Here is a 21213-nt window from a genome sequence, read left to right on the forward strand (position 1 = left end):
AACCATGCTGCCGCTCCTAGGCTCGGGCCATGGCAATCGAATCTCTTCAATTCGGCGACAGCATCGCTGGCCAGCTCATCGATGGCGACCCCGACACCCCGCTGACCGCAGCGACGATGCGCATGCTAGATCCAAGCGGGATTCAGCTGGACGTGCCGTTCATGTCTCGCGCCGCCTCCGAGCAATTCGTGCACCTAGACCAGTGGTTCAGTGGGCAAGACCCACCCCAGAACATGGTGCTCCTCACTGCGCAGGGATCGGCGTCACTTTTCAACGTGCAGTGGGCCGGGCACACCGATCCGTCCGGCCATCAGCTCTCGCTTGGACGACTCAGGGCGCGGGAGACCGTGCTCGGCCATCGAGATGGGGTGCTTGATGCGCCGCTAGTGATCGAGACGGCGCGGAGCAGGATCGATGGATTGAACGCGTGGGCGCGCTCCTCCGCCATTTCTCGGAAGTACGACACGGATGAGCGTGGGCGAACTCGCAAGCTAACGCTGGAGCTGGACGGCAAGACACTCGCGACTTGGTCCCAGGGGCAAGCCGAAATGTCGATCACATCAAGCTGGACCACCAGTGCCGCGGAAGATGGATATGAGAGCTCCTTCACGGTAGGAGACAACGTTCATATCGAGAGCAGGTTTGCTGGTGAGCCGCGGCCATTCTTCGACCATTTCGTTGAGCAGCGGAAGATAGCGAGCCTGCTCGTGTTCCTGTTTGCGTGCCCGATCTCGTTCCGCGAGCATCGTGTTCAGGACGAGTCGTTCCCTGCCCGCATGATGGACGGCCGCGTATATGATCACCCGTTCGTTGAGTTGATCAGCGAGCTGTCGGTGCGCGAGAGGTCGAGGCCGGTTCCGTCTGCGAAGGCGATGAATCGTCCCACGGCGTACCTCGAACAGATCGGCCCTGAGGGGCTGGAGGCGTGGAACGCCAATTACGACGCCTGGAGTCGGTTCATCCTGCCCGCGGCGGGAGTGTTGGGGCGCTCGGGAGCGTTCATGGAGGACGTCGTCACATCGACCTCCATGAGCATTGAGGCCGCTGGCCACCTGCTCGGCGTGCAGGAGGGCGAAGAGTCCACGTGGTCCCGCAATCGGCCCTCGACGGCAACCTACGTCTATCGGTGCCTCCACGCGCTCGGGATCGACTGGGGCTCATGCGCCGTGAGTATCGAAGGGCTCGCGAGGGCGGTCGCGAACAACTACAACGCCGTCAAGCACTTCGACCGTGGAGACTTGCCTGCCCACGAGGAAACGTACCTGATCAGCATCGTGACCCGCCTCGTCGTCCAGCTCACGGCCCTTCAGCTCACCGGGAAGGGCGATCAGCTACTAGTGGACTATCGCTCAGGGAGCGCCATGTGGGACGTACGCCAACGTTTCGCCGCCTATGGGCTTCGGGTGGAAAGCGCCGGGGCGTGGGCGCGCACTAATTAGAAGCCTCGTCCGCGCAGAGTCGCCCGCAAGCGGGCGAGCACGCTCTCGGGCTCGCGCCGTTTCGCTACTCACAGGCGGCGACGAGTTCCCCGCTCGCACCACTCCCGACTGCCATCCGCGGGGGTCGAACCGCGGCGGCCACCTGCAACATGCGGCACCCTTACAACCTGCGGACGGGGCTGATCATGTCGGGGATCTCAAAACGCCCAGGAGAGGTAGTGACGTGGCCGCACCTGGCCCACTCATCTCCAGCTGACGGAATGCGATTGCAGGACACTCTTGGTGCAAGGGAAAGAGACCCGGTCGTAGCCTCTGCGACCGGGTCTCGTCATGTCCGGGGTCCGACCGATGCGCAAGCACCCCGCCCCGACGTGCTCCTCCTGCGCCGTCCAGGATAGATTCAGGTGTGGATCGTCGGACAGCACCAGGAGACAGCATGGATGAGAGGCGACTCGCGATCGCCGCATGGGAATCGCTCTTCCGCGCCCAGGTCGAGGTCATGCGTCACATCTCGCACGATTTCCCGAGCCACGGCATCTCCCTGAACGAGTACGACGTCCTCCACACGATGTCGCGCGAGCCCGACCACCGCATCCGCCTGCGCGATCTCAACTCGAGCGTGCTGCTGTCGCAGCCGAGCATCAGCCGCCTCGTCGACCGGCTCGTCGCCCGCGGCCTCGTCGGCAAGTGCCCGGACCCGGACGACGGACGCGGCACGCTCGTCCGCATGACGGAGGCCGGCTACGACGTGTACCGCACCGTCGCCATCGCCCACGGCGCGACGATCGCGGAGCGCGTGACCACCTCGCTCAGCCCCGAGGAGATGACCACGCTCGCGACGCTGAGCGACAAGCTCCGCGGCGCCTGACCCGTCTGGCAGTGAGCCCACGTCAGCCCACTGCCGTGTCCGATTCCCGCTCGTCCGGGTCGGTGCCGCGTGTCAGACTCAGGTCATGGACGACACACGACGCGCGGACTTCGCGGAACGCTACCGCGCGATCCAGGCTCGTGACCAGCGCTTCGACGGCCAGTTCATCACGGCCGTCAGCTCGACCGGGATCTACTGCCGTCCGTCCTGCCCGGCGCGGACGCCGAAGCCCGAGAACGTCACCTTCTACGCCACGAGCGCCGCCGCGCACGAGGCCGGCTTCCGAGCGTGCAAGCGATGCCTGCCCGAGGCGGTGCCGGGGACTCCGGCTTGGAACCTCGGCAACGACGTCGCCGCTCGCAGCATGCGGCTCATCGCCGACGGGGTCGTCGAACGCGAGGGCGTCCCCGGACTCGCCTCGCGCCTCGGCTACTCGACCCGCCATCTGACGCGCATCCTCACCGCCGAGCTGGGCGCCGGGCCCCTCGCGCTCGCCCGCGCCCACCGTGCTCAGGGCGCGCGCCAGCTCCTCACCGGCACCGACCTCCCCTTCGGTGACATCGCGTTCGCCGCCGGGTTCTCGAGCATCCGCCAGTTCAACGACACGATGCGCGAGGTGTTCGAGCTGACCCCGGGCGAACTCCGGGCGAAGCACCGCAGGATCGGCGAACCGGACCCCGGTTCCATCACCCTGTCGCTCCCGTTCCGGCGCCCCTTCGACGCCGCAGGGGTCTTCGCCTGGCTCGCACCACGAGCCGTTCCGGGCGTCGAACTGGCCGGACCCGACCACTACTCCCGGCTCCTCGCCCTCCCCGGCGGCACGGCGTGGTTCGAGGTCCGGCAGCTCGGCGACGAGCTCCGACTCACCGCCGAGGTGACCGACCTCGCCGACCTCCCGGTGCTCGTCTCGCGGGTCCGTCGGCTCTTCGACCTCGACGCGGACCCGACGTCCACCGACGCGGTGCTCTCCACCGACCCTCGGCTCGCGCCCTCGGTCACGGCCACACCGGGCATCCGACTCCCCGGGGCGGTCGACCCGGAGGAGATGCTGGTCCGGGCGATGGTCGGCCAGCAGATCACCGTTGCCGCAGCGCGCACCCAGCTCCGCCGTCTCGCAGACGAGGTGAGCACGACGGTCCCAGAACGGCACGGACTGCATCGCCTCTTCCCGACGGCGACGCAGATCGCGAACGGCGGGGAGGCCGCACTCGTCGGGCCCCGGGCACGGATCGGCAGTCTGCTCGGTGTCGCGCGGGCGCTCGTCTCCGGGGAGCTGTCGATCGGTTTCGGCGACGACCGCGACGAGCTCCGGACCCGCCTGCTCGCCATGAAGGGGATCGGCCCTTGGACGGCCGACTACGTCAGCATGCGGGTGCTCGGCAACCCCGACGCGTTCCTCCCCGGCGACGTCGCCGTCCGCACCGGGGCCGGCCGGCTCGGGTTGCCCTCCGACGCCCGGAGCCTCACCGCGGAGGCGGAGGCGTTCGCCCCGTGGCGCTCGTACCTCTGCCTCCACCTGTGGAAGGCGGCGTCCACGCCGGCACCGACCGCCAGACCATCAGCCCTCGAGAAAGGTCCAGCAGCATGACCACGATCATCTCCAGCACGAGCGTCCGCCGCGACGACGGTCGACCGTCCGGCACGCAGCTCACCGCGATCAGCCAGACCGTCGACACCCCGGACGGCCCCTTCACCGTCCTGGCGAGGGAGGACGGCGCGGTGCTCTCCTCCGGGTGGTCCGACGACATCGGCGTGATGCTCGAACGGATCCGGCCCGCCGACCGACCCGGCGAGACGGTGGCGGGGACCGTCGAGGCGATGGACGCCGTCCGCGCGTACTACGACGGCGACCTGACCGCGATCGACCTGGTCCCGGTCGCCCAGTTCGGCGGCCCGTTCCGCACCCACGCCTGGACGGTGCTGCGGACGATCGCGGCAGGACGCCCCGTGACCTACACCGAGTTCGCGGCGGCGAGTGGTCGACCGTCGGCGGTCCGCGCCGCGGCGAGCGCCTGCGCGACGAACGCGCCCGCGCTCTTCGTCCCCTGCCACCGTGTGTTGCGGACGGACGGCTCGCTCGGCGGCTTCGCATGGGGCCTCGACGTCAAGCGCTCGTTGCTCGACCGCGAGGCCGCGCTGAGCTGAGCGAGCACTTCGACGGCGGGGACCCGGTCCCTGAGCCTGTCGAAGGGCGGCGTCAACCCGGTGGGCACTTCGACAGGCTCAGTGACCGGAGGAGGGGGCAGCGACCGGAGTAGGAGGACAACGACCGGAGGATGGGGCAGTGACCGGAGGATGGGGGCAGCGATCGGAGGAGGGGACAGCGACCGGAACGCACGGCCGCGGTCAACCCTGCAGCTCGGACGAGCGCGCCGCGTAGGCTGACGGGATGGCCACTGCCCCGACGATCGTATGGTTCCGTGACGACCTCCGTCTGGCCGACAACCCCGCACTGCACGCGGCCGTCGAGCTCGGCGCACCGATCCTCTGCCTGTTCGTCCTCGACGACAGCGAGGAGTTGCGACCGCTCGGCGGGGCCTCCCGCTGGTGGTTGCATCACAGCCTCGAGGCGCTCGGGGAGGACATCCGCGGGCTCGGCGGCACTCTGCTCCTCCGTTCGGGGAGTGCGGCCACGATCGTTCCTGAACTCGCCACCTCCCTCGGAGCCGGCGCGGTGCTGTGGAACCGTCGCTACGGAGCCGCGGAACGGGAGATCGACTCAGGGATCAAGACGGAGCTGAAGGACGCCGGTCTCGACGCCCGGAGCTTCGCCGCGAACCTCCTCGCCGAACCCTGGGAGATCGTCACCGGGCAGGGCCAGCCCTACTCGGTGTTCACCCCGTTCTGGAAGGCGTCGCTGCAACGGCATGCGGCGAACCCGCCGAGGCATCCGCTCCCCGCGCCCACCGAGCTGACGGGCGTCTCGGACGCGCCCGACGGTGACGAGCTCGGATCGTGGGACCTCCTGCCGACGAAGCCGGACTGGGCGGGTGGGCTCCGTGAGCACTGGACGCCGGGTGAGGCCGGAGCGGACGCACGACTCGCCGACTTCCTCGATGGTGGGGTGACCGGGTACGCGGAGGATCGTGACTTCCCCGCCCAACCGTCGACCTCCGGGCTGTCGCCGCACCTGCGTTTCGGGGAGATCAGCTCACCGCAGATCTGGCATGCGGCTCGCGACCACCGACGGCACCTCGGCGACGACGGCGCCACGTTCCTCAAGGAACTCGGCTGGCGCGACTTCGCCTACCACTGCCTCTTCGCGTTCCCCGACCTCGCCACCCGCAACTGGCGGCAGGCCTTCGACCGCTTCCCCTGGCCGGACGTCGACCAGGACGCCTTCACCGCCTGGACCACCGGCCACACCGGCATCCCCCTCGTCGACGCCGGCATGCGCGAGCTGTGGACGACCGGCAGCATGCACAACCGCATCAGGATGGTCGTGGCGTCGTTCCTGACCAAGAACCTCCTCATCCACTGGCGGCTCGGCGAGGAGTGGTTCTGGGACACCCTCGTCGACGCGGACCCGGCGTCCAACCCGTTCAACTGGCAGTGGGTCGCCGGCAGCGGGTTCGACGCGTCGCCGTACTTCCGGATCTTCAACCCCGAACGCCAGCGGGAACGGTTCGATCCCGACGACGCCTACATCAAGCGGTGGGTACCGGAGTTCGGGACGCCCGACTACCCGGAGCCGATCGTCGACCTCGGTGAGACGCGGCACGCGGCCCTCGCCGCGTACGAGCACGTCAAGGGCGCGTAGCCCGGCTCCAGGTGCTCGTCATGGAGGACGGGCGGCTCAGCACGGCCGCCGACGCGCTGGCCCAGCGATCCTGAGGCGCGTCGCCGCCCGGCGGTAGGGTGAGGTCACGCCGAGAGAGGATCACCATGCGCAGCGCCAGCCGAGGGCTCACCGTGATCGCGATCGTCGGAGCGCTCCTCGGCACGAGCGCATGCACCGGCGGTTCGGACGAACCCTCCGACCAGGGCTCCGCGAGTGCCGCCGGCGTGATCGCGCCCGTCATCGTCCAGCTCGTCGATCAGGACGGGCGCACCGTCTCCGTCGGCCTCGACAACGTGGTGGACCTCGTCGCCGTCGACCCGACCGTCTGGTCCGCCGAGATCGAGGACCCGTCGATCGCGGAGTACGTGCCCGGTGGCTCCCGGGGCGGCGCCTCCTTCAACCCCGGCCTGCAGCCCCTCGCGGTCGGCAGCACGACGGTGACGCTGACGAACCGCTCCGACGACTCGACCGTCGTGTTCACCCTCGAGGTCGTCGCCGGTCCCTGAGCCGCGACCGGTCGCACGACGCACCGGTCCCTGAGCCGGTCGACACTTCGACAAGCTCAGTGACCAAGGCGCACCGGTCCCTGAGCCTGTCGAAGGGCAGCCGCTCAGCCGCTCAGATGTTCAGGTAGCGGCAGAGGTAGGCGGTGGCGACCTCCACCTGGACCTGGAAGCTGCTGCTCCCCGGGACGCTGAACTGGGCGTCCGGGCCGAAGTCCTGCCAGGCGCTCGTGTTGGGCAACAGGACGCGGAGCCGGCCGGAGATGACGGACATCTCCTCGGCCTTCCCGGTGGTGAAGGTGTACTCCCCCGGAGCCATGACCCCGACGCTCGCCGACTCGGCTCCCGGCTCGTGCGTGGCGAAGCCGATCGACTTCACGTTGCCGTCGAAGTACTCGTTGCTCGTCAGCATCAGGGGCCTCCCTCGTGGTCCACGACCACCGTGGCCGATCCGCCATTCATCGTATCGGCTCGGCGAAGAAGGCCTCCTCGTGTACCGCAGAGGCCAGGAACGCCCGGCGCATCGCCCGACGTGCCGTCGCGTCCGCGCGCTCGGCGGCACCGGCGACGATCTCGATCGCGCGGGCGGTGGCGACCGCGAAGGCCGGGTCGGAGTAGGTGTCGAGCCACGCGGCGAACGGGTGCTCGGGGTGCGACGCCTGGACGAGCCGCTCCCCCAGATCCTGATAGATCCAGTAGCAGGGCAGGACCGCGGCGATCACCCGACCGTAGTCGCCGTCGACACTCGCGGCGTGCAGGTGGTCGAGGTAGGCCGTCGTGGTCGCCGACGGTTCCGCCTCCTCCCCGGCCGCTGCCGAGGCGGCGAGCCAGGTGCGGTGGAGTTCCATCTCGGCCTCGATCGAGCCGGCGGCGCCCGTGGCCCAGAACACCTGTTCCTCGGGGGTCGGGGCCAGCGCGCTCGCTCGCGCGAGCACCCGTGAGTAGGCGCGGAGGTAGATCGCGTCCTGTTGCAGGTACCAGGCGAACCGGGCCGGATCGAGGGTGCCGTCGGCGAGCGTCGCGACGAAGGGCAGCCGGTCGATCCGCGCCCGCAGCTCCGTGATCTCGTCCCACCATCCCGCGACGAGCTCGGCGCCGTCTGCTGGGCGCGCACCGAGGCCCGCCGACTCCCACAACGTGGCGAAGTGGTTGATCGGGCCACTCCCCGCGCCCACCTCGAGCGCGTCCGCCGCCTCGAGACTCGAGGTGAGCCACGCCTTGGCCGTGCCGAGCGCCTCCGACCAGGACCCGGTGCGGGCGACGAGGGTCGCCATCGCGCTCGACAGGGAGCACCCCGTCCCGTGGGTGTTCGTCGTGGCGACCCGCGGTCCGTCGAACTCGATGAGCGAGCGGCCGTCACCGAGGCCGCCGCCGGTGTCGACGAGGGCGTCGGGGCAGTCCGCCACCCCGGACAGGTGCCCGCCCTTCACGAGCACGATCACTCCGGCCCGTTCCGACACCCGCCGCGCCTGCGCGAGGGCGTCGGCCCAGCACTCCGCCACCGGTTCGTCCGCGAGGACGGCGAGCTCGGGGAGGTTCGGGGTGACGAGGTCGACGAGCGGCAGGAGCGCGCGCATGGCGGCTTCCGCGTCCTGCCGGAGGAGGCGGTCACCGCTCGTCGCCACCATGACGGGGTCGAGGACGACGGGTCCGGTCGTCGTCTCGCGGAGCCACGTGGCGACGGTCTCGATGATCCGCGCGTCGCCCAGCATGCCGACCTTGACGGCGTCGATGACGACGTCGTCGGCCACGGCGTCCAGCTGCGCCCTCAGGAATGCGACGGGCGGGGTGTGCACGGACCGGACGCCGCGGGTGTTCTGCGCGACGAGCGCGGTCACGACCGCCATGCCGTATCCGCCGTTCGCGGCGATGCTCTTGAGGTCGGCCTGGACGCCGGCGCCGCCGGTGGGGTCGGTGCCGGCGATGCTCAGCACCCGCGGTGTGGGTCTGGTCGCGAACGGGCGTCGCCCGATCCCGGCATCGGCGGACGAGCGGGCCGGGGCTGTCCTCAGCGACTCGGTGGCGCTCACGCGGACACCTCGTCCCACGCCGCACGGAACGCGCGAGCCGCCGCAGCCGGATCGTCGGCGGCACAGATGGCGGACACCACCGCGAGCCCGGCGGCACCCGCCGATCGGAGGGCCACGGTGTCGGCGAGCCCGACCCCGCCGATCGCCACGCAGGGCAGCTCGGTGGCGGCGGCGATCGCGGCGAACCCGTCCACGCCGAGCGGCTCGGGGTGGTCCGGTTTCGTCGCCGTCGGGCGGATCACGCCGACGCCGAGGTAGTCGACGGTCCCGGCGGGCAGGGCGGCCACCGCGTCGAGGTGGGCGGGCGTGTTCGCCGTCAAGCCCACCACGGCCGCGTCACCCACGATCCGGCGGACCGCGTCGACCGGGAGGTCGCTCTGCCCGACGTGGACACCGTGGACGACGGCGCCGGCGGAACGGGCGGCGAGGAAGACGTCGACCCGGTCGTCGACGAGGAGCAGGGCTCGACCCGATACGAGCTCCGCGGCACGGACGGTCAGGTCGAACAGCTCGCGAGCCGTCGCGGTCTTCTCACGCAGTTGCACCGCGGTCACCCCGCCGTCGACGGCTCGGCGCACGACGTCGAGCACGCCCCGGGCGCCGCTGGCCGAGGCATCCGTGACGAGATACGTCTCCATGGCCCGGCGCACGAGGGCGGCGTGCGAACGGGCGGCGTGCACGCTGTCGGACACCGTCTCGGCGCTCATGCCACCACCGCCAGTCGGCGGACGGTCTCCGCATCGAGGAGGTGGAGGCGGTCGAGGAAAGCCGGGGCGAACGACCCGGGCCCGCGGCTCTCCGCCGCGGCCAGCTGAGCGGCGACCGTGTACACGCTCGTTGCGGCCACCGTCGTCAGCAAGCGGTCATCGTGGAGCGAAGCGAACGCGGCGAACACCGCACCGAGCGCGCATCCGCCGCCCGTCACGAGAGTGAGCCACGGGTGTCCGTTGGAGCAGCGGACGATGCGCTCACCGTCGGTGATGACGTCGGTCGGACCGGAGATCGCCACAACCGCTCCCGAGGTGCGCGCGATCGCGGTCGCAGCCTCGATCGCACTGTCGACGGAGTCGGTGCTGTCGACACCGCGACCGCCGGCGCCGAGGCCGGCGAGCGCGATGATCTCGCTCGCGTTGCCCCGGACGATCGTCGGCCGGAGTGCCAGGAGCTCCGCGGCGAGCGCCGTCCGGACGGGGAGGGACCCGACCGCGACGGGGTCGAGCACCCACGGGGTGCCCACCTCGTTCGCGGCGGTCGCGGCTTCGATCATGGCCTGGCGCTGCTCCGCTTGCGGCGTCCCGAGGTTGAGGAGCACGCCGGAGGCGATGCGGGCGAACGGCCCGGCCTCCGTGGGGATGTCGGTCATCGCCGGGGCGGCACCGACGGCGAGGAGGACGTTCGCCGTGAAGTTCGTGACCACGGCGTTCGTGATCGATTGGACGAGTGGGGTGCGCTCGCGCAGCCGGTCGAGGAGGTCCCCCGCCGCGGTCGCGAACCCGCCGGCGGCGGACTCGTCGGTGGACGGGTGGGCAGACTGCTGCGGTGTGCGAATGCTCATTCGCGACATCCCTTCGCTCGGACTAACGAGATCAGGTTCGACGGGTGTGTTCTCAGCCGGTCGTCTTGGGATCGGCACCCCGTGTCACTCGCGACCACCATAGCGGGTCGGTGGCGCTTCCCGTCCGGCGAGGCGACGAGGATGATGGGCGCATGGACTTCTTCGAGCTGGTCACCATCGTCTTCGAGGTCGCCGGTGTCGGGGCGATGGTCGTGGGCTTCGTGATCGCCGTCGCCCTCTCGGCCCGCCTGTGGCTGCGCACCCGCGACGGCGGGCGGGCGTTCCGGATGCTGCGGGAGACGATCGGCTCGGTGATCCTCCTGGGGCTCGAGATCCTCGTGGCCGCCGACCTCGTGAAGACGGTCACGTCCACCCCGTCGCTGACCGACGCAGCCGTCCTGGCGATCATCGTCGTCATCCGCACCCTGCTGAGCTTCTCCCTGCAGATCGAGATCGAAGGGACCCTGCCCTGGAGACGCCTCGCGACGACGGGACCGCAGGCGTTCGGCCAGGCCGTCGCGCGCGGCGGCGAGCGGCCACGGCGGTCCACCGAGGAGCAGCCCGTGACGGTGCCGGACGCCGACAAAGCCACGGCCACGCCGGATGACGACGGCCGGTTCCCGGAACTGCGCAGTCGCGGCTAGCGCGTGGAGGCGGTTTCCGCCCAGGTGTCTCGGATGAGGTCGGGCAGCTCACGCATGTCGTCGAAGACGTGGGTGCCGTCGCCGACGAGCCGCTCGGCCGGCGTCATGCCGCCGGCGTAGGCGTACACGGTCATCCCCGCGGCCCGCGCGGCGAGCACGCCCACGACGCTGTCCTCGACGACCGCGCACCGCTCGGGGGCGGTGTCGAAGTCGGCGGCCGCGTGCAGGAAGAGGTCCGGGGCCGGCTTGCCGACGGCGACGTCGGTCGCGCTGAAGATCCGCCCGGCGAACCGGTCGTGGATGCCCACCTGGCCGAGGTTCCGGACGACGTCGTGGAGCATGCCGTTCGAGGCGACGCACAACGGCACCCCGGTCGCCGCGATGCCGTCGAGCGCGTCGACGACGCCGTCGACCGCTTCCAGCTCGCGCTCGCAGATGCCGCGGAACATGTCGCTCCAGCGTTGGATCCAGTCGGCCTCCAACGGCTTGCCGAGCCGTGCTTCGACGAGGGTCGCGTAGGTCTCGAACGACGCGCCGACGAACAGTTCGCGCACCTCGGCCTCGGTGTAGTCGCCGCCGACCTCGTTGAGGAGTTGCAGGTTCACCCGCACCGAGATGCGTTCCGTGTCGACGAGGGTGCCGTCGCAGTCGAAGATGACGAGGTCCGGATAGTCGACTGGCATACTCCGAGCCTAAACGACGCCGCCTGCGTCCACGCCTGGCGCGTCTCCGGGAAGCGGCCGGCATCGTGACCGACGGCGATCAGCGGGAGATGCCGACACCCTGCCGCTGCCACGTGACGATCATGCGTCGCGCATACTGGGTCGCCGCGACGAAGTGCCCGACGAGCCCGAGGAGGATCGCGACGAAGCCGATGCCGCCGAACACGCGGGACAGCGGCGACGCCGGATCACCGCCGCCGAGGGCGAGCCCGGTGAGCAGCGCGAAGAAGCCGACGAAGAGGAGCACCGTGCGGATCTTGCCGGCGAGGCTCACCGGTACCTCGGGCGTCCCGCGGAACGCGACGACCGCGATGAACGCGAGGAGGAGGTCGGGCACGATCATGACGACGAACACCTGCCACGGGATGATCTGCGCGACGGCGAAGGAGGCCGCGACCACGACGACGGTCAAGCGGTCGGCGACGCCGTCGAGCCAGGTGCCGAGCGCCGAGACGGTCCCCATCCGGCGCGCGATCTGCCCGTCGGCGACGTCGCTCAGGAACACGACCGCCCCGACGACGAGCGCCGCCAGGTAGGAGCCGGTGACGACGAGGACGGCGAAGACGGGGAGCAGGAGGATGCGTCCCGCCGTGATCGCGTTGGGCAGGTTCCGCCAGTCGTCGTCCGCGAAGAGCTGGGTGCGGAGGCGCGCGATCGGCGTCTTCTCGTGCAGGGTCACCGGGATCATCGCCTCGTCGCCCGGGATCGCGAGTCCCCGGCGAGCTCGGACGATCGCGACGATCGACACCACGACGACGAGTGCGAGCAGGAGCACCCACCCGGCGGAACCGAGGTACTGACGGACTCCCTCGAGCACGACGCGCACGAGCGAACCGACGCCGACGAAGACGGCGGACCACAGGAGCGACCCGAGCACCGACGCGAGGAGGAACGACCGGTACGGCACGCGGGCGACCCCGGCCGCGGCCGGCGTCAGGCACCGGAGCACGGGGACGAGCCGGGTGAGGAAGACGGCCTGGGCTCCGCGCCGCTCGAGCGCCTCGACCGCCCGATCCCAGCCGCCGACGCCGAGACGCTGGACGACGGCCGTGTCGCGGAGACGCCCGCCGCTCCGACGACCGATGAGGAACCCGAGGTGGTCTCCCAGCGATCCACCGAGGGCGACGGCGAGGAACAGGACGAGCGCGGCCGGACCGGAGTCGAGCATCGCCGACAGGAGGAGCACGACGGGCTCCCCCGGCACCAGCAGACCGAGCCAGAGCCCGGACTCCGCCACGGCGAAGAGGAGGCCGAACAGCCAGATCATCGGATCGGGCAACACCGTCGTGGCGCCGTCCACCCAGCCGATGACGTCCACGGGTCCCCGTTCACGAATACGATCCGCGCCCCTGGTCGGAGCGCGGCTCGCCCAAGTCTACGGACGAGCCGGGTGCTCCGATCCCCTTCGGGACGACGGAGCCGTCAATCGTCGGACGGGGCGTTCCTCCCGGCACGACGACGGCGGAGGACCGCGGCCGTCACGACGCCGGCCGCTCCGAACACGACGAGCACTCCGGCCGCGACGATCCACGGCATCGTGTCCGCGCCGGTCGAGGGCAGACGGCCTGAGGAGCCCGGCACGGCGGGATCGCCGATGGCACGGGCGCGACGACGTCGGGGACCAGGACGAACGCGGGCACGGAGACCACGGATCCGTCGGCCGCGACGACCGCGACCGCCGAGGTGGCGCCCTCGGCGGTGTAGCCCGACGGAACCGTCACCGCGACCTCGTACGAGCCCGAGGCGAGGTCGTCGAGGAGGTAGACGCCGTCGGCGTCCGTCGTGACCGCGACCTCGCCGGTCGGGGTGTCGACCGTCACGACGACGTCCGGGAGCGGGGCACCGGCGTCCGTCTCCACGGTTCCGGTCAGCCCACCGAGCACCTCGTCCGCGACGAGGACGAAGCTCGGCACCGTCTGCACCGAACCGTCCGAGCCGACGACCGCGACGGCGGTCGTCACCCCGCCGTCTGGGACGGAATACCCTGCCGGCACGGTCAGCGTCACCGGGTAGTCACCGGGCGGGAGGTCGGCGAGCCCGTACGCACCCTCGGCGGACGTCGTCAACACGACCGGGCCCGTCGGCGTCTCGACCGTCACGGTGGCCCCGGGGACGGGCGCACCCGTGTCCGTCAGGACGTCGCCGATGACCGTGCCGAGCCGGGCGAGTTCGAAGTCGACCGCGTCCAGATCCGTGTCGGCGAGCTCCTCGGAGCGCGTCGCCGTCCCGGAGACGACGTAGCCCTCGGGCGCGACGATCGAGACGGTGTACGACCCCGCCGGCAGGAGCGGGAAGCTGTACGAGCCGTCGGCGGCCGTGACGGCGCGTTCGACGCCGCTCGGACCCTCGGCGCTCACGGTGACCCCGGCCACGCCGACCCCGCCGGAACTGATCACGCCGCCGAGGCGCGGGTTCGCGACGAGCACGAAGTCCCGTGCTGTGATGGGCGTCTCGCTCCCGGCCGGGACGGAGAACGGGGACGGCGCGATCTGGACGGCGTACCCCGCCGGTGGCGTGATGACGAGCGTGTGGTCGCCGACCGGCACGGTGTCGAAGAGATAGTCCCCGTCGGTGTCGGTGGTCACGCTCCCCACGCCGTCGATGGTGACGGTGGCCCCGACGATGGGGACACCATCGGCGTCGAGGGCGGTGCCGGAGACCGCAACGGGCACGATGTCCCGGACGACGAAGTCCGCGACCGCATCAGTGTCCGTGAGGTCGGCGGCGACCCGCGTTGCCCCGACCGCGATCTTGCCGGCCGGCGGGACGAGCTGCACGGTGTAGCCGTCGGTCGCGAAGTACCCCTCGAAGGCGTAGGCGCCTCCGCCGGCAGTGGTCGTCGAGGCGACCACCCGGCCGTCGCGGTCGATGAGTCGCACGCCGACGCCGTCCAGCCCGCCAGCGGCCTGGTCGGTCACGGTACCGGTCACGTCGCGCGCGATCGACGCGAACCACGTCTGGTAGACGGGCGAGCCGGACCGCTGCTGGAAGGCGAAGGTGAGGCTGGAGATCGGCGCGGCGGGCTCGAACCAGGCGGCCGCACCGCTCGTGTCGGCGGCGGCATCGTTGCCGCGCAGCACCTGCGTCGCCGGATCCCAGGTGGGGACGTCCGTCGCCGAACCGGTGCAGGAGGGCTTGCCGGTCAGACCAGGAGCACAGGCGTTGAACCCGCCGTTGAACCCGAGCTCGTCCGCCGTCAGGGCGACCCCGTCGGGACCGATCGCGGTCACGGTGACCTGGTCGGCGTCGATGTCGCCGAGCACGAACGTCCAGCCGGACGGCGGCGTCGGCGTCGTGAAGGAGTAGGTCGTGGTCGAAGGCGACGCGGGGTTGTTCGCCTTCGGCCGGAGGTTCAGATAGGGCTGGTCACGGCTACTGCCGTACTTCGCACCCACCGGGGTCGACGCCGCCAACCAGTTCGAGGCGCCGGAGACGACGTTCGCGCCGCCGAGCGAGTCGCTCGTGAGCGCCGCGGTCAGGGCGGGCTGCCCGGCCAGGGTCATCGTGCCCTGATAGGACCCCGAGACGCCGGAGAAGGTGGGCCATGTCGCCCAACTCGAGGTGGTCGCGGCCGAGGCCGCCGGGACGGCTGCGGTGAGGGCGAGCGCGGAGGCTCCGAGCAGGGCGAGGACAGCGGCTCCGATGCGGCGGGTCATGCGCGCCAGGATATGCGGAGGCATCGCAGCGGGGAATCCCGGACCTCAGGCGGGACATCCCGAACGATCCGTGGTAAGGCCGCCATGGCACCGCCGACCCACGGACCGTGCAACGGGGATGGTCCCGCAGGACGAGGGAAGATCGGGCGCGCGGGCGATCCGCCACGGACCCGATCGGAGGAGGCTTGCAGCATCAACCGAACAGCTCCGCAACCGCGGAGACAGCTCCGCCACCGCGGAGGAAGGAACAGAAGCCCATGTCCGCCTCAGCCACCACCGAGTCCCCCACGACCTCGCCCGCCGAGGACGTGACCCTGGCCGACGCCCCGACCGAATCGTTCGGGACGGACCCGCTCGCCCAGACGACACCCCTCCCGGATCAGACGACACCCGTCCAAACGATCCCCACCACCCAGACCACCGCCATCGCCGCCGTCCCACCGGTGCCGGCCACCGCGGCGGCAGACCGCGAGAGCTCCACGCAGACGCTGTCGATCATCGCCTTCGCGCTCTCGATCGCCGCGATCGTGGCCCCCTCGTTCGTCCTCCTCCCGATCGCCTCGCTCGTCATGGGCATCATCGCCCTGGCCCGCAAACCGCGGGCGAAGGGCTTCGCGCTCACCGCTGTCATCATCTCGGGCACCATGCTCGCGCTGGCCCTGATCGTCGCCGCCGGTGCCGCCCTGCTGCTCGGCGTCTCGATGGTCGCCTCCATCAACTGATCCGACAACCCGACGACGCCCGCCCACTCCCCGAGTCGGCGGGCGTCGTCGTGCGTGAACCACGACATCGGGCGTTGATTGTTACACAATCCTCCGCCAGGCTGTCCTCATGACCCGATCGACGACCGTGGCCGGCCCGAGCGCTCCGGCCCCGGCAGCGCAGCGCCTCCCCGTCGCGGCCGCGATCCTCGCCGCCGTGTGCTTCGGCACGACGGGGACGGTGCACGCCCTCCTCCCCATCGAGGTCGGCTCGGTCCCCTTCGGCGCCGCACGGATCGTGTTCGGCGGCGTCCTCCTCGTCGTGGTGTGGGCCATCGCGTCGAAGCGGGCGTCGACGGCCCACGCCGGCTCCCCTTCCGCGGCTCGTCCGCGGGTCACGGCGCTCGGGCGGCCGGCGCTCATCGCGGCGATCGTGCTCGGCACCGTCGGCGTCGCGGCCTACCAACCCTTCTTCTTCCTCGGTGCGGAGCGCAACGGCGTCGCCATCGGCACCCTCACCGCGCTCGGGTCGGCACCCGCCATCACCGGGCTCCTCGAATGGGCGATCCACCGACGTCGCCCGAGCGCCCGCTGGTTCCTCGCGACCGTCGTCGCGGCTGCCGGTGTCGCCGTCCTGTCCGGCCTGACCGGCGGGGTCGGGGAGGTCACCGTGGACGGGCTGCTCGCCTCCGTGGGCGCCGGCGCCTCCTACGCCCTCTACACGCTCTGCAGCAAGGCGCTCATCGACCACGGCTGGAGCCCCCTCGGCTCCATGGCGACACTCTTCGGCTCGGCCGCGGTCATCTCCCTGCCCGTGCTCCTCTTCACGGAGGTCGCCTGGATCGCCACCGTCCCCGGAGCGCTCGCCGTCGCCTGGCTCGCGCTCGTGAACACGCTCGCCGGCTACCTCCTCTTCGGCTACGCGCTCGGCGGACTGCCCGCCTCACGGGTCGCGACGCTGACCCTCTTCGAACCCATGACGGCCACGCTGCTGGGCATCCTGCTGCTGGGGGAATCGTTCGGGCCGACCACCGTCGTCGGCGCCGCACTCCTGCTCACCGGGCTGGCGATCCTCGTGACGCCGGCGCGCCGGAGCCGGCGACCGGGCATCCGATGACCGCCGTCGAGACCGTCGCGCATGCGCTGCGAGAGGACATCCTGGACGGCCGACCCGGCGCGGGCGAGCCGCTCCGGGAGGCCGCCCTCACCACCCGGTTCGGCGTCAACCGGCACACCGTCCGCGCCGCCCTCCAGATGCTCGCGGCCGAACGGCTCGTCACGTTCGAGGCCTACCGCGGCGCACGGGTGCGGTCGTTCAGCGACGCGGACGTCCTGGCCCTCATGGAATACCGCACGGCGATCGAGGTCGAGGCGCTCCGGCTGCTCCGGACGCGAACGACGTCCGAATCGCGACAGCCGGACGCGGTCGTCGCGGCGAACGAGGCGCTCCGGATGGCCTGCACTGCACGACCCCACGACCAGCGCCGCATCGAGCAGGCCCACGCCGAGCTGCATCACGCGATCGTGGCCGCCGCGGGCAGTCCGAGGTTGCTCGAAGCCCACGCCGGGCTGCTCGCCGAACTCGGGCTGTTCATGGTGCAGCTCCGCAGCGTCCTCCCACCGGAGGAACTCATCAGCCAGCACGACCGGCTCGTCGACGCACTGCTGAGCGACCACGCCGAGACGGAACTGCGCGCGCACCTGACGCACTCGGCCGAGCAACTCGTGGCGCTCCGCCGCGCCGCCGGCTGACGCCGCACCTCGACAAGCTCGGTGACCGGGGTGGGGGGCTCAGTAGCCCGCGGTCCCTGAGCCTGTCGAAGGGTGGCTCAGTAGCCCGCGGTCCCTGAGCCTGTCGAAGGGCTGTGGCCCCCGGTCCCTGAGCCTGTCGAAGGGCGCCGGTCAGGACCGGGCCGAGGAGACCTCGCCCGGGCGCACCGCGGCCGCGGTGCTGGCCGACGACCGGACGGCCGGATGCTCGTCGGAGGGCCCCGACCACGGCAACGTCACCGTGAACGTGGTGCCGGCGGGCGAGGACGCGACCTCGATCGCACCCTCGTGCCCTTCGGCGATCGACAGCGCGATCGCGAGACCGAGTCCCGTGCTTCCCGCGGCCCGCGACCGGGACGAATCGGCCCTCGCGAAGCGGTCGAACAGCTCCGGGAGGAACGATTCGTCGATGCCGGGGCCGTCGTCCGCGATCGTCAGGGCCGCACGCTGCGGCTCGTCGGCACTCTTCGGCGCGGCGATCCGCGTCACCACCGAGGTGCCCGCCGGGGTGTGGACCGCTGCGTTCGACAGCAGGTTCACGACGAGCTGGTGCAGCCGCTCGCGGTCGCCTCGGACGATGATCGCGCGCTCCGGCACGTCAACCGACCAGTGGTGCCCGGGAGCCGAGACGGCCGCGTCGCTCACCGCGGCGGCGACGAGGTCGCTCAGGTCCACGTCGTCGAGGTGGAGGTCCTGGCCCTCGTCGAGCCGCGCGAGCAGGAGCAGTTCGCTCACGAGCGAACTCATGCGCGTCGCCTCCGACTCGATGCGGGCGAGGGCATGCTCCGTCATGGGCGGGAGGTTCTCGCTGTCCTGGCGGGTGAGCTCGGCGTAGCCCTGGATCGCGGCCAGCGGCGTCCGCAGCTCGTGGCTCGCGTCGGTGACGAAACGCCGCATGCGCTTGTCGGTGGCCGCGCGCACGGCGAGCGCCCGGTCGACGTGGTCGATGAGGCCGTTGAGGGCCTCGCCGACCTTGCCGATCTCCGTTCGCGGGTCGGTGTCGGCCTGGTCCACGCGCACGTCGATCCCCGTGTCCCCGCGCTCGAGTTGCAGCGTGGAGACCTCGGCTGCGGCTGCGGCGACGCGGGACAGCGGGCGGAGCGCGAGTCGGACCACGATGATCGCCCCGACGATGGTGACGGCGAGGGCGAGGACGGCGAGGATCGCGATGACGATCGCCTCCTGCTGCACGGCCGCGCGAGGGGTGGCGAGGGAGACTCCGGCGACGAGGGTCTCGCCGTCGCCGTGGTCGAGGAACTCGAGCCGGTACCCGCCGAGCGACCCGAGCCCGATGTTCTGCCGTTCGGTGCCGCCGGCGGCTGCGGCCTCCTCGATGAGCGCCTGCGTGCGGACGTCGAGCGCCTTCGCGTTGGACTGGGTGAACCGTGCCGAGTCGACCATTTGGCCATCGGCGATGAGGGCGATGAGCGTGCCCGGGCCGTGACCGACGTAGTCGACGAACGGCTTCACGTAGCCGGGCTCGCCCCGGGTCGCGTCCGGGTCGGCGACGGCGCCGTCACGAGCCTGCTGGTCGTGGAACTTCACGACCGAGTGCTCGAAGGCCTCCATCGAACCGGTGAGCTGCGTGTCAACGACCTCGGTGACCGACGCCTCCACCGTGATGACGGTCAGGACACCGGAGACCGCGAGGACCGCGGCGATGACGGCCGCGATCCCGGTCACCAGGCGGCGCTGGAGGGTCCACGGGTGCCGCTGCTTCGGAGGGGACGTCGAGACGCCTGCGGTCGGGACCGCTCCGGTGCTCATTCGACGGGCCGCAGCACGTATCCGACACCGCGGACGGTGTGGATCATCGGCGCGCGGTCGGCATCGATCTTCTTCCGCAGGTAGGAGACGTAGAGGTCGACGATGCTGGCCTTGCCTGCGAAGTCGTAGTTCCACACCCGGTCGAGGATCTGCGCGCGACTCAGCACCCGCTTCGGGTTGCGCATGAAGTAGCGCAGCAGCTCGAACTCGGTAGTGGTGAGCGCGACCGGCTCGCCGTCGCGGCTGACCTCGTAGCTGCGCTCGTCGAGGAAGAGGCCGCCGATCGTGATGCGCGAGTCGTCGTCGGACACGACGTGCGCGGTCCGGCGGAGCAGGCCGCGGAGGCGCGCGACGAGCTCCTCAAGCGAGAAGGGCTTCGTCATGTAGTCGTCGCCGCCGGCGGTGAGTCCCATGATGCGGTCGTCCACGGAGTCCCGCGCCGTGAGGAACAGGGTCGGCGTGCCGGACTCCGGTTCGCCCTGCGAGAAGCTGCGGAGCTGGCGCAGGACGCTCAAGCCGTCCATGTCGGGCAGCATGATGTCGAGCACGACGACGTCGGGGCGCTCGGCCCGGTACCGCTGCACGGCTTCGCGACCGTTGGTGGCGACGTCCACGACCCATCCCTCGTAGCCGAGGGCGAGGCTCACGAGGTCGGTGAGGACCGCCTCGTCGTCGACGAGGAGGACACGGATCGGCGAGCCGTCGGCCCGGTACATCCGCGGAAGCTTGGCGAGGACCGCCCGGCGGCGCCCCGAGTCGACGACCTGCGTCGGCAGGTCGGAGGGCATGGTTCGATTATCCGTCGTCCGGTGGGATGAACGTGCAGCGACCGGCGATTCATAGAGGGCTCATATCTTTTCAGGCCGAGCGCATGAGCGAGGTGCCTACCGTGGAGGGCATGACCCGAGCAGAGCCCCTGGGCGCGCCGTACACCTCCCGCCGTCACCGGCGGTCGGGTGACGCGCCCGGAGCCACGGATCGTCTGCGGGTCACGGTGGGCGGGGTCGCCCGAGCACTCCGCCCCCTGATCCCGGCAGCGGTCTCGCGCCCCCGGCTCCTCCGCGGGCCGCGGATCGAGACGCCGGTCGACGCGCACCCGATCCGCACCGAACGCCTCGTCCTGCGTCGTCACCGCCTGGAGGACGCCGACGCCTGGTACCGCATCCAGTCCTCTCCCGAGGTCGTCGAACACCTGCCGTGGCCGGTCCGCGACCGCCAGGCCTCCCTGGAGCACCTGCGCCATCGCATGGGACACCGCCGTCTGTGGCAGTCCGGCGACTTCCTCGCGCTGGCCGTGGAACGGGACGGGGACCTCGTCGGTGACGTCTCCCTGCACCTGCGCGACGTGGAGTCGGCCGAGCGTTCGGTGGAGATCGGCTGGGTGCTGGACCCGGTTGCCGGTGGCCAGGGCTTCGCGAGCGAGGCCTCGGCCGCGATGCTCGACCTGGCGTTCACGGAGGTCGAGGCGAAGACGGTGACGGCGGTCATCGAACCCGGGAACACCCGGTCCATCGCGCTCGCGGAGCGCCTCGGATTCCTCCGGGAGGACGCACCACGCCGCTCGTCGAGCATCACCTTCGTGATCACGCCGTCCCTGCTCGCCGCTCGCCGCGCCGAACGTGCCGCCGCCGGCATCCCGCAGGGCGACGACAGCGCGGCACGTCGCCCCTGACGCATCGCCGTCCCGATCGCCGAACCTGTCGGGGCCGTGTCTCCCCCACACTGGCCCCGGCAGGTTCAGCCATCGGGACGGCGATGCGTGCATGCACGTCGCCGA

General features: G+C 71.2%; 21 protein-coding genes and 1 riboswitch. Of the genes, 11 read left to right on the forward strand and 10 right to left on the reverse strand.

Translation table 11 applies throughout. The features are described from left to right. Positions 1-29: 29 nt before the first annotated feature. The 6 genes from QRN27_RS14165 (at position 30) to QRN27_RS14190 (ending at position 6594) form a co-directional block, all read left to right on the forward strand. The gene (locus tag QRN27_RS14165; RefSeq protein WP_285042771.1) at positions 30-1439 is read left to right on the forward strand and encodes an ApeA N-terminal domain 1-containing protein; all 1410 of its coding nucleotides are present in this window, start codon (positions 30-32) and stop codon (positions 1437-1439) included. Positions 1440-1875: 436 nt separating this feature from the next. Continuing rightward, complete coding sequence (locus QRN27_RS14170) at positions 1876-2307, forward strand: MarR family winged helix-turn-helix transcriptional regulator (protein WP_056776776.1); 432 nt, start codon at positions 1876-1878, stop codon at positions 2305-2307. An 85-nt stretch (positions 2308-2392) separates the two neighbouring features. Further along, positions 2393-3895, forward strand: a complete 1503-nt coding sequence (locus tag QRN27_RS14175; RefSeq protein ID WP_285042772.1) for a DNA-3-methyladenine glycosylase 2 — start codon at positions 2393-2395, stop codon at positions 3893-3895. Then, entirely contained in the window at positions 3892-4452 is a 561-nt protein-coding gene (locus QRN27_RS14180) for a methylated-DNA--[protein]-cysteine S-methyltransferase (RefSeq protein ID WP_285042773.1), read from the forward strand. Before QRN27_RS14175 ends, QRN27_RS14180 begins: the two co-directional genes overlap by 4 nt. A 244-nt stretch (positions 4453-4696) precedes the next feature. Next, the gene (locus tag QRN27_RS14185; RefSeq protein ID WP_285042774.1) at positions 4697-6067 is read left to right on the forward strand and encodes a cryptochrome/photolyase family protein; all 1371 of its coding nucleotides are present in this window, start codon (positions 4697-4699) and stop codon (positions 6065-6067) included. A gap of 125 nt (positions 6068-6192) precedes the next feature. Continuing rightward, positions 6193-6594: a hypothetical protein gene (locus QRN27_RS14190; RefSeq protein ID WP_285042775.1), complete on the forward strand. Its 402-nt coding sequence runs from the start codon at positions 6193-6195 to the stop codon at positions 6592-6594. A gap of 112 nt (positions 6595-6706) precedes the next feature. On the opposite strand, the gene ppnP is transcribed toward QRN27_RS14190, so the two are convergent. The 4 genes from ppnP to thiM all read right to left on the reverse strand — a co-directional run bounded on the left by ppnP (position 6707) and on the right by thiM (position 10185). Further along, positions 6707-7003: a pyrimidine/purine nucleoside phosphorylase gene (ppnP, locus tag QRN27_RS14195; protein ID WP_056013836.1), complete on the reverse strand. Its 297-nt coding sequence runs from the start codon at positions 7001-7003 to the stop codon at positions 6707-6709. A 46-nt stretch (positions 7004-7049) separates the two neighbouring features. After that, positions 7050-8621: a bifunctional hydroxymethylpyrimidine kinase/phosphomethylpyrimidine kinase gene (locus QRN27_RS14200; RefSeq protein WP_285042776.1), complete on the reverse strand. Its 1572-nt coding sequence runs from the start codon at positions 8619-8621 to the stop codon at positions 7050-7052. Further along, entirely contained in the window at positions 8618-9328 is a 711-nt protein-coding gene (thiE, locus tag QRN27_RS14205; protein ID WP_285042777.1) for a thiamine phosphate synthase, read from the reverse strand. The genes QRN27_RS14200 and thiE overlap by 4 nt, the downstream gene beginning before the upstream one ends. After that, entirely contained in the window at positions 9325-10185 is an 861-nt protein-coding gene (gene thiM, locus QRN27_RS14210; RefSeq protein WP_502929529.1) for a hydroxyethylthiazole kinase, read from the reverse strand. Before thiM ends, thiE begins: the two co-directional genes overlap by 4 nt. After that, positions 10168-10268, reverse strand: a riboswitch (TPP riboswitch). (Overlaps the previous gene by 18 nt.) Positions 10269-10328: 60 nt before the next feature. Between thiM and QRN27_RS14215 the strand changes: the two genes are divergently transcribed. Continuing rightward, a complete protein-coding gene (locus tag QRN27_RS14215; protein WP_285042779.1) occupies positions 10329-10820 on the forward strand; it encodes a DUF1622 domain-containing protein in 492 nt (163 codons plus the stop codon). Here the strand turns inward: QRN27_RS14215 and QRN27_RS14220 are convergent. From QRN27_RS14220 to QRN27_RS14230, 4 genes are all read right to left on the reverse strand, one after another. Continuing rightward, positions 10817-11503 carry an HAD family hydrolase gene (locus QRN27_RS14220; RefSeq protein ID WP_285042780.1) on the reverse strand — a complete coding sequence of 229 codons (687 nt, stop codon included), beginning with the start codon at positions 11501-11503 and terminating at the stop codon, positions 10817-10819. The two genes, QRN27_RS14215 and QRN27_RS14220, sit on opposite strands and share 4 nt — an antisense overlap. A 79-nt stretch (positions 11504-11582) precedes the next feature. After that, positions 11583-12860 (reverse strand): CDP-alcohol phosphatidyltransferase family protein, encoded by a 1278-nt coding sequence (locus QRN27_RS14225; RefSeq protein WP_285042781.1) that lies wholly within the window; start codon positions 12858-12860, stop codon positions 11583-11585. A gap of 104 nt (positions 12861-12964) precedes the next feature. Continuing rightward, on the reverse strand, positions 12965-13069 hold the full coding sequence (locus tag QRN27_RS18360; protein ID WP_350224103.1) for a hypothetical protein: 105 nt from the start codon (positions 13067-13069) through the stop codon (positions 12965-12967). Continuing rightward, positions 13021-15222, reverse strand: a complete 2202-nt coding sequence (locus QRN27_RS14230) for an MSCRAMM family protein (RefSeq protein WP_502929537.1) — start codon at positions 15220-15222, stop codon at positions 13021-13023. Before QRN27_RS14230 ends, QRN27_RS18360 begins: the two co-directional genes overlap by 49 nt. Positions 15223-15455: 233 nt before the next feature. Here QRN27_RS14230 and QRN27_RS14235 point away from each other — a divergent pair, with 233 nt between their 5' ends. From QRN27_RS14235 to QRN27_RS14245, 3 genes are all read left to right on the forward strand, one after another. After that, a complete protein-coding gene (locus QRN27_RS14235) occupies positions 15456-15920 on the forward strand; it encodes a hypothetical protein (RefSeq protein WP_285042783.1) in 465 nt (154 codons plus the stop codon). A 109-nt stretch (positions 15921-16029) separates the two neighbouring features. Beyond that, positions 16030-17016 carry a DMT family transporter gene (locus QRN27_RS14240; RefSeq protein ID WP_285042784.1) on the forward strand — a complete coding sequence of 329 codons (987 nt, stop codon included), beginning with the start codon at positions 16030-16032 and terminating at the stop codon, positions 17014-17016. After that, positions 17013-17651, forward strand: coding sequence for a GntR family transcriptional regulator (locus QRN27_RS14245; RefSeq protein WP_285042785.1), 639 nt, complete (start codon positions 17013-17015; stop codon positions 17649-17651). The genes QRN27_RS14240 and QRN27_RS14245 overlap by 4 nt, the downstream gene beginning before the upstream one ends. 150 nt (positions 17652-17801) lie before the next feature. Here QRN27_RS14245 and QRN27_RS14250 read toward each other — a convergent pair whose 3' ends face one another. Next, a complete protein-coding gene (locus QRN27_RS14250; RefSeq protein WP_285042786.1) occupies positions 17802-19436 on the reverse strand; it encodes a sensor histidine kinase in 1635 nt (544 codons plus the stop codon). Further along, positions 19433-20224, reverse strand: coding sequence for a response regulator transcription factor (locus QRN27_RS14255; protein ID WP_056013818.1), 792 nt, complete (start codon positions 20222-20224; stop codon positions 19433-19435). The genes QRN27_RS14250 and QRN27_RS14255 overlap by 4 nt, the downstream gene beginning before the upstream one ends. A 110-nt stretch (positions 20225-20334) precedes the next feature. On the opposite strand from QRN27_RS14255, the gene QRN27_RS14260 reads away from it, so the two are divergent. Continuing rightward, positions 20335-21108 (forward strand): GNAT family N-acetyltransferase, encoded by a 774-nt coding sequence (locus QRN27_RS14260; RefSeq protein WP_285042787.1) that lies wholly within the window; start codon positions 20335-20337, stop codon positions 21106-21108. Positions 21109-21213 lie beyond the last annotated feature (105 nt).

The sequence above is a fragment of the Plantibacter sp. LMC-P-059a genome, from assembly GCF_030209505.1.
Taxonomy (GTDB): domain Bacteria; phylum Actinomycetota; class Actinomycetes; order Actinomycetales; family Microbacteriaceae; genus Plantibacter.

What these genes read in the sequence shown, in the direction of transcription:
- QRN27_RS14165 (WP_285042771.1), top strand. Translation starts at nt 30, where the DNA reads ATGGCAATCGAATCTCTTCAATTCGGCGACAGCATCGCTGGCCAGCTC.
- QRN27_RS14170 (WP_056776776.1), top strand. Translation starts at nt 1,876, where the DNA reads ATGGATGAGAGGCGACTCGCGATCGCCGCATGGGAATCGCTCTTCCGC.
- QRN27_RS14175 (WP_285042772.1), top strand. Translation starts at nt 2,393, where the DNA reads ATGGACGACACACGACGCGCGGACTTCGCGGAACGCTACCGCGCGATC.
- QRN27_RS14180 (WP_285042773.1), top strand. Translation starts at nt 3,892, where the DNA reads ATGACCACGATCATCTCCAGCACGAGCGTCCGCCGCGACGACGGTCGA.
- QRN27_RS14185 (WP_285042774.1), top strand. Translation starts at nt 4,697, where the DNA reads ATGGCCACTGCCCCGACGATCGTATGGTTCCGTGACGACCTCCGTCTG.
- QRN27_RS14190 (WP_285042775.1), top strand. Translation starts at nt 6,193, where the DNA reads ATGCGCAGCGCCAGCCGAGGGCTCACCGTGATCGCGATCGTCGGAGCG.
- ppnP (WP_056013836.1), bottom strand. Translation starts at nt 7,003, where the DNA reads ATGCTGACGAGCAACGAGTACTTCGACGGCAACGTGAAGTCGATCGGC.
- thiE (WP_285042777.1), bottom strand. Translation starts at nt 9,328, where the DNA reads ATGAGCGCCGAGACGGTGTCCGACAGCGTGCACGCCGCCCGTTCGCAC.
- thiM (WP_502929529.1), bottom strand. Translation starts at nt 10,185, where the DNA reads ATGTCGCGAATGAGCATTCGCACACCGCAGCAGTCTGCCCACCCGTCC.
- QRN27_RS14215 (WP_285042779.1), top strand. Translation starts at nt 10,329, where the DNA reads ATGGACTTCTTCGAGCTGGTCACCATCGTCTTCGAGGTCGCCGGTGTC.
- QRN27_RS14220 (WP_285042780.1), bottom strand. Translation starts at nt 11,503, where the DNA reads ATGCCAGTCGACTATCCGGACCTCGTCATCTTCGACTGCGACGGCACC.
- QRN27_RS14230 (WP_502929537.1), bottom strand. Translation starts at nt 15,222, where the DNA reads ATGCCTCCGCATATCCTGGCGCGCATGACCCGCCGCATCGGAGCCGCT.
- QRN27_RS14235 (WP_285042783.1), top strand. Translation starts at nt 15,456, where the DNA reads ATGTCCGCCTCAGCCACCACCGAGTCCCCCACGACCTCGCCCGCCGAG.
- QRN27_RS14240 (WP_285042784.1), top strand. Translation starts at nt 16,030, where the DNA reads ATGACCCGATCGACGACCGTGGCCGGCCCGAGCGCTCCGGCCCCGGCA.
- QRN27_RS14245 (WP_285042785.1), top strand. Translation starts at nt 17,013, where the DNA reads ATGACCGCCGTCGAGACCGTCGCGCATGCGCTGCGAGAGGACATCCTG.
- QRN27_RS14250 (WP_285042786.1), bottom strand. Translation starts at nt 19,436, where the DNA reads ATGAGCACCGGAGCGGTCCCGACCGCAGGCGTCTCGACGTCCCCTCCG.
- QRN27_RS14255 (WP_056013818.1), bottom strand. Translation starts at nt 20,224, where the DNA reads ATGCCCTCCGACCTGCCGACGCAGGTCGTCGACTCGGGGCGCCGCCGG.
- QRN27_RS14260 (WP_285042787.1), top strand. Translation starts at nt 20,335, where the DNA reads ATGACCCGAGCAGAGCCCCTGGGCGCGCCGTACACCTCCCGCCGTCAC.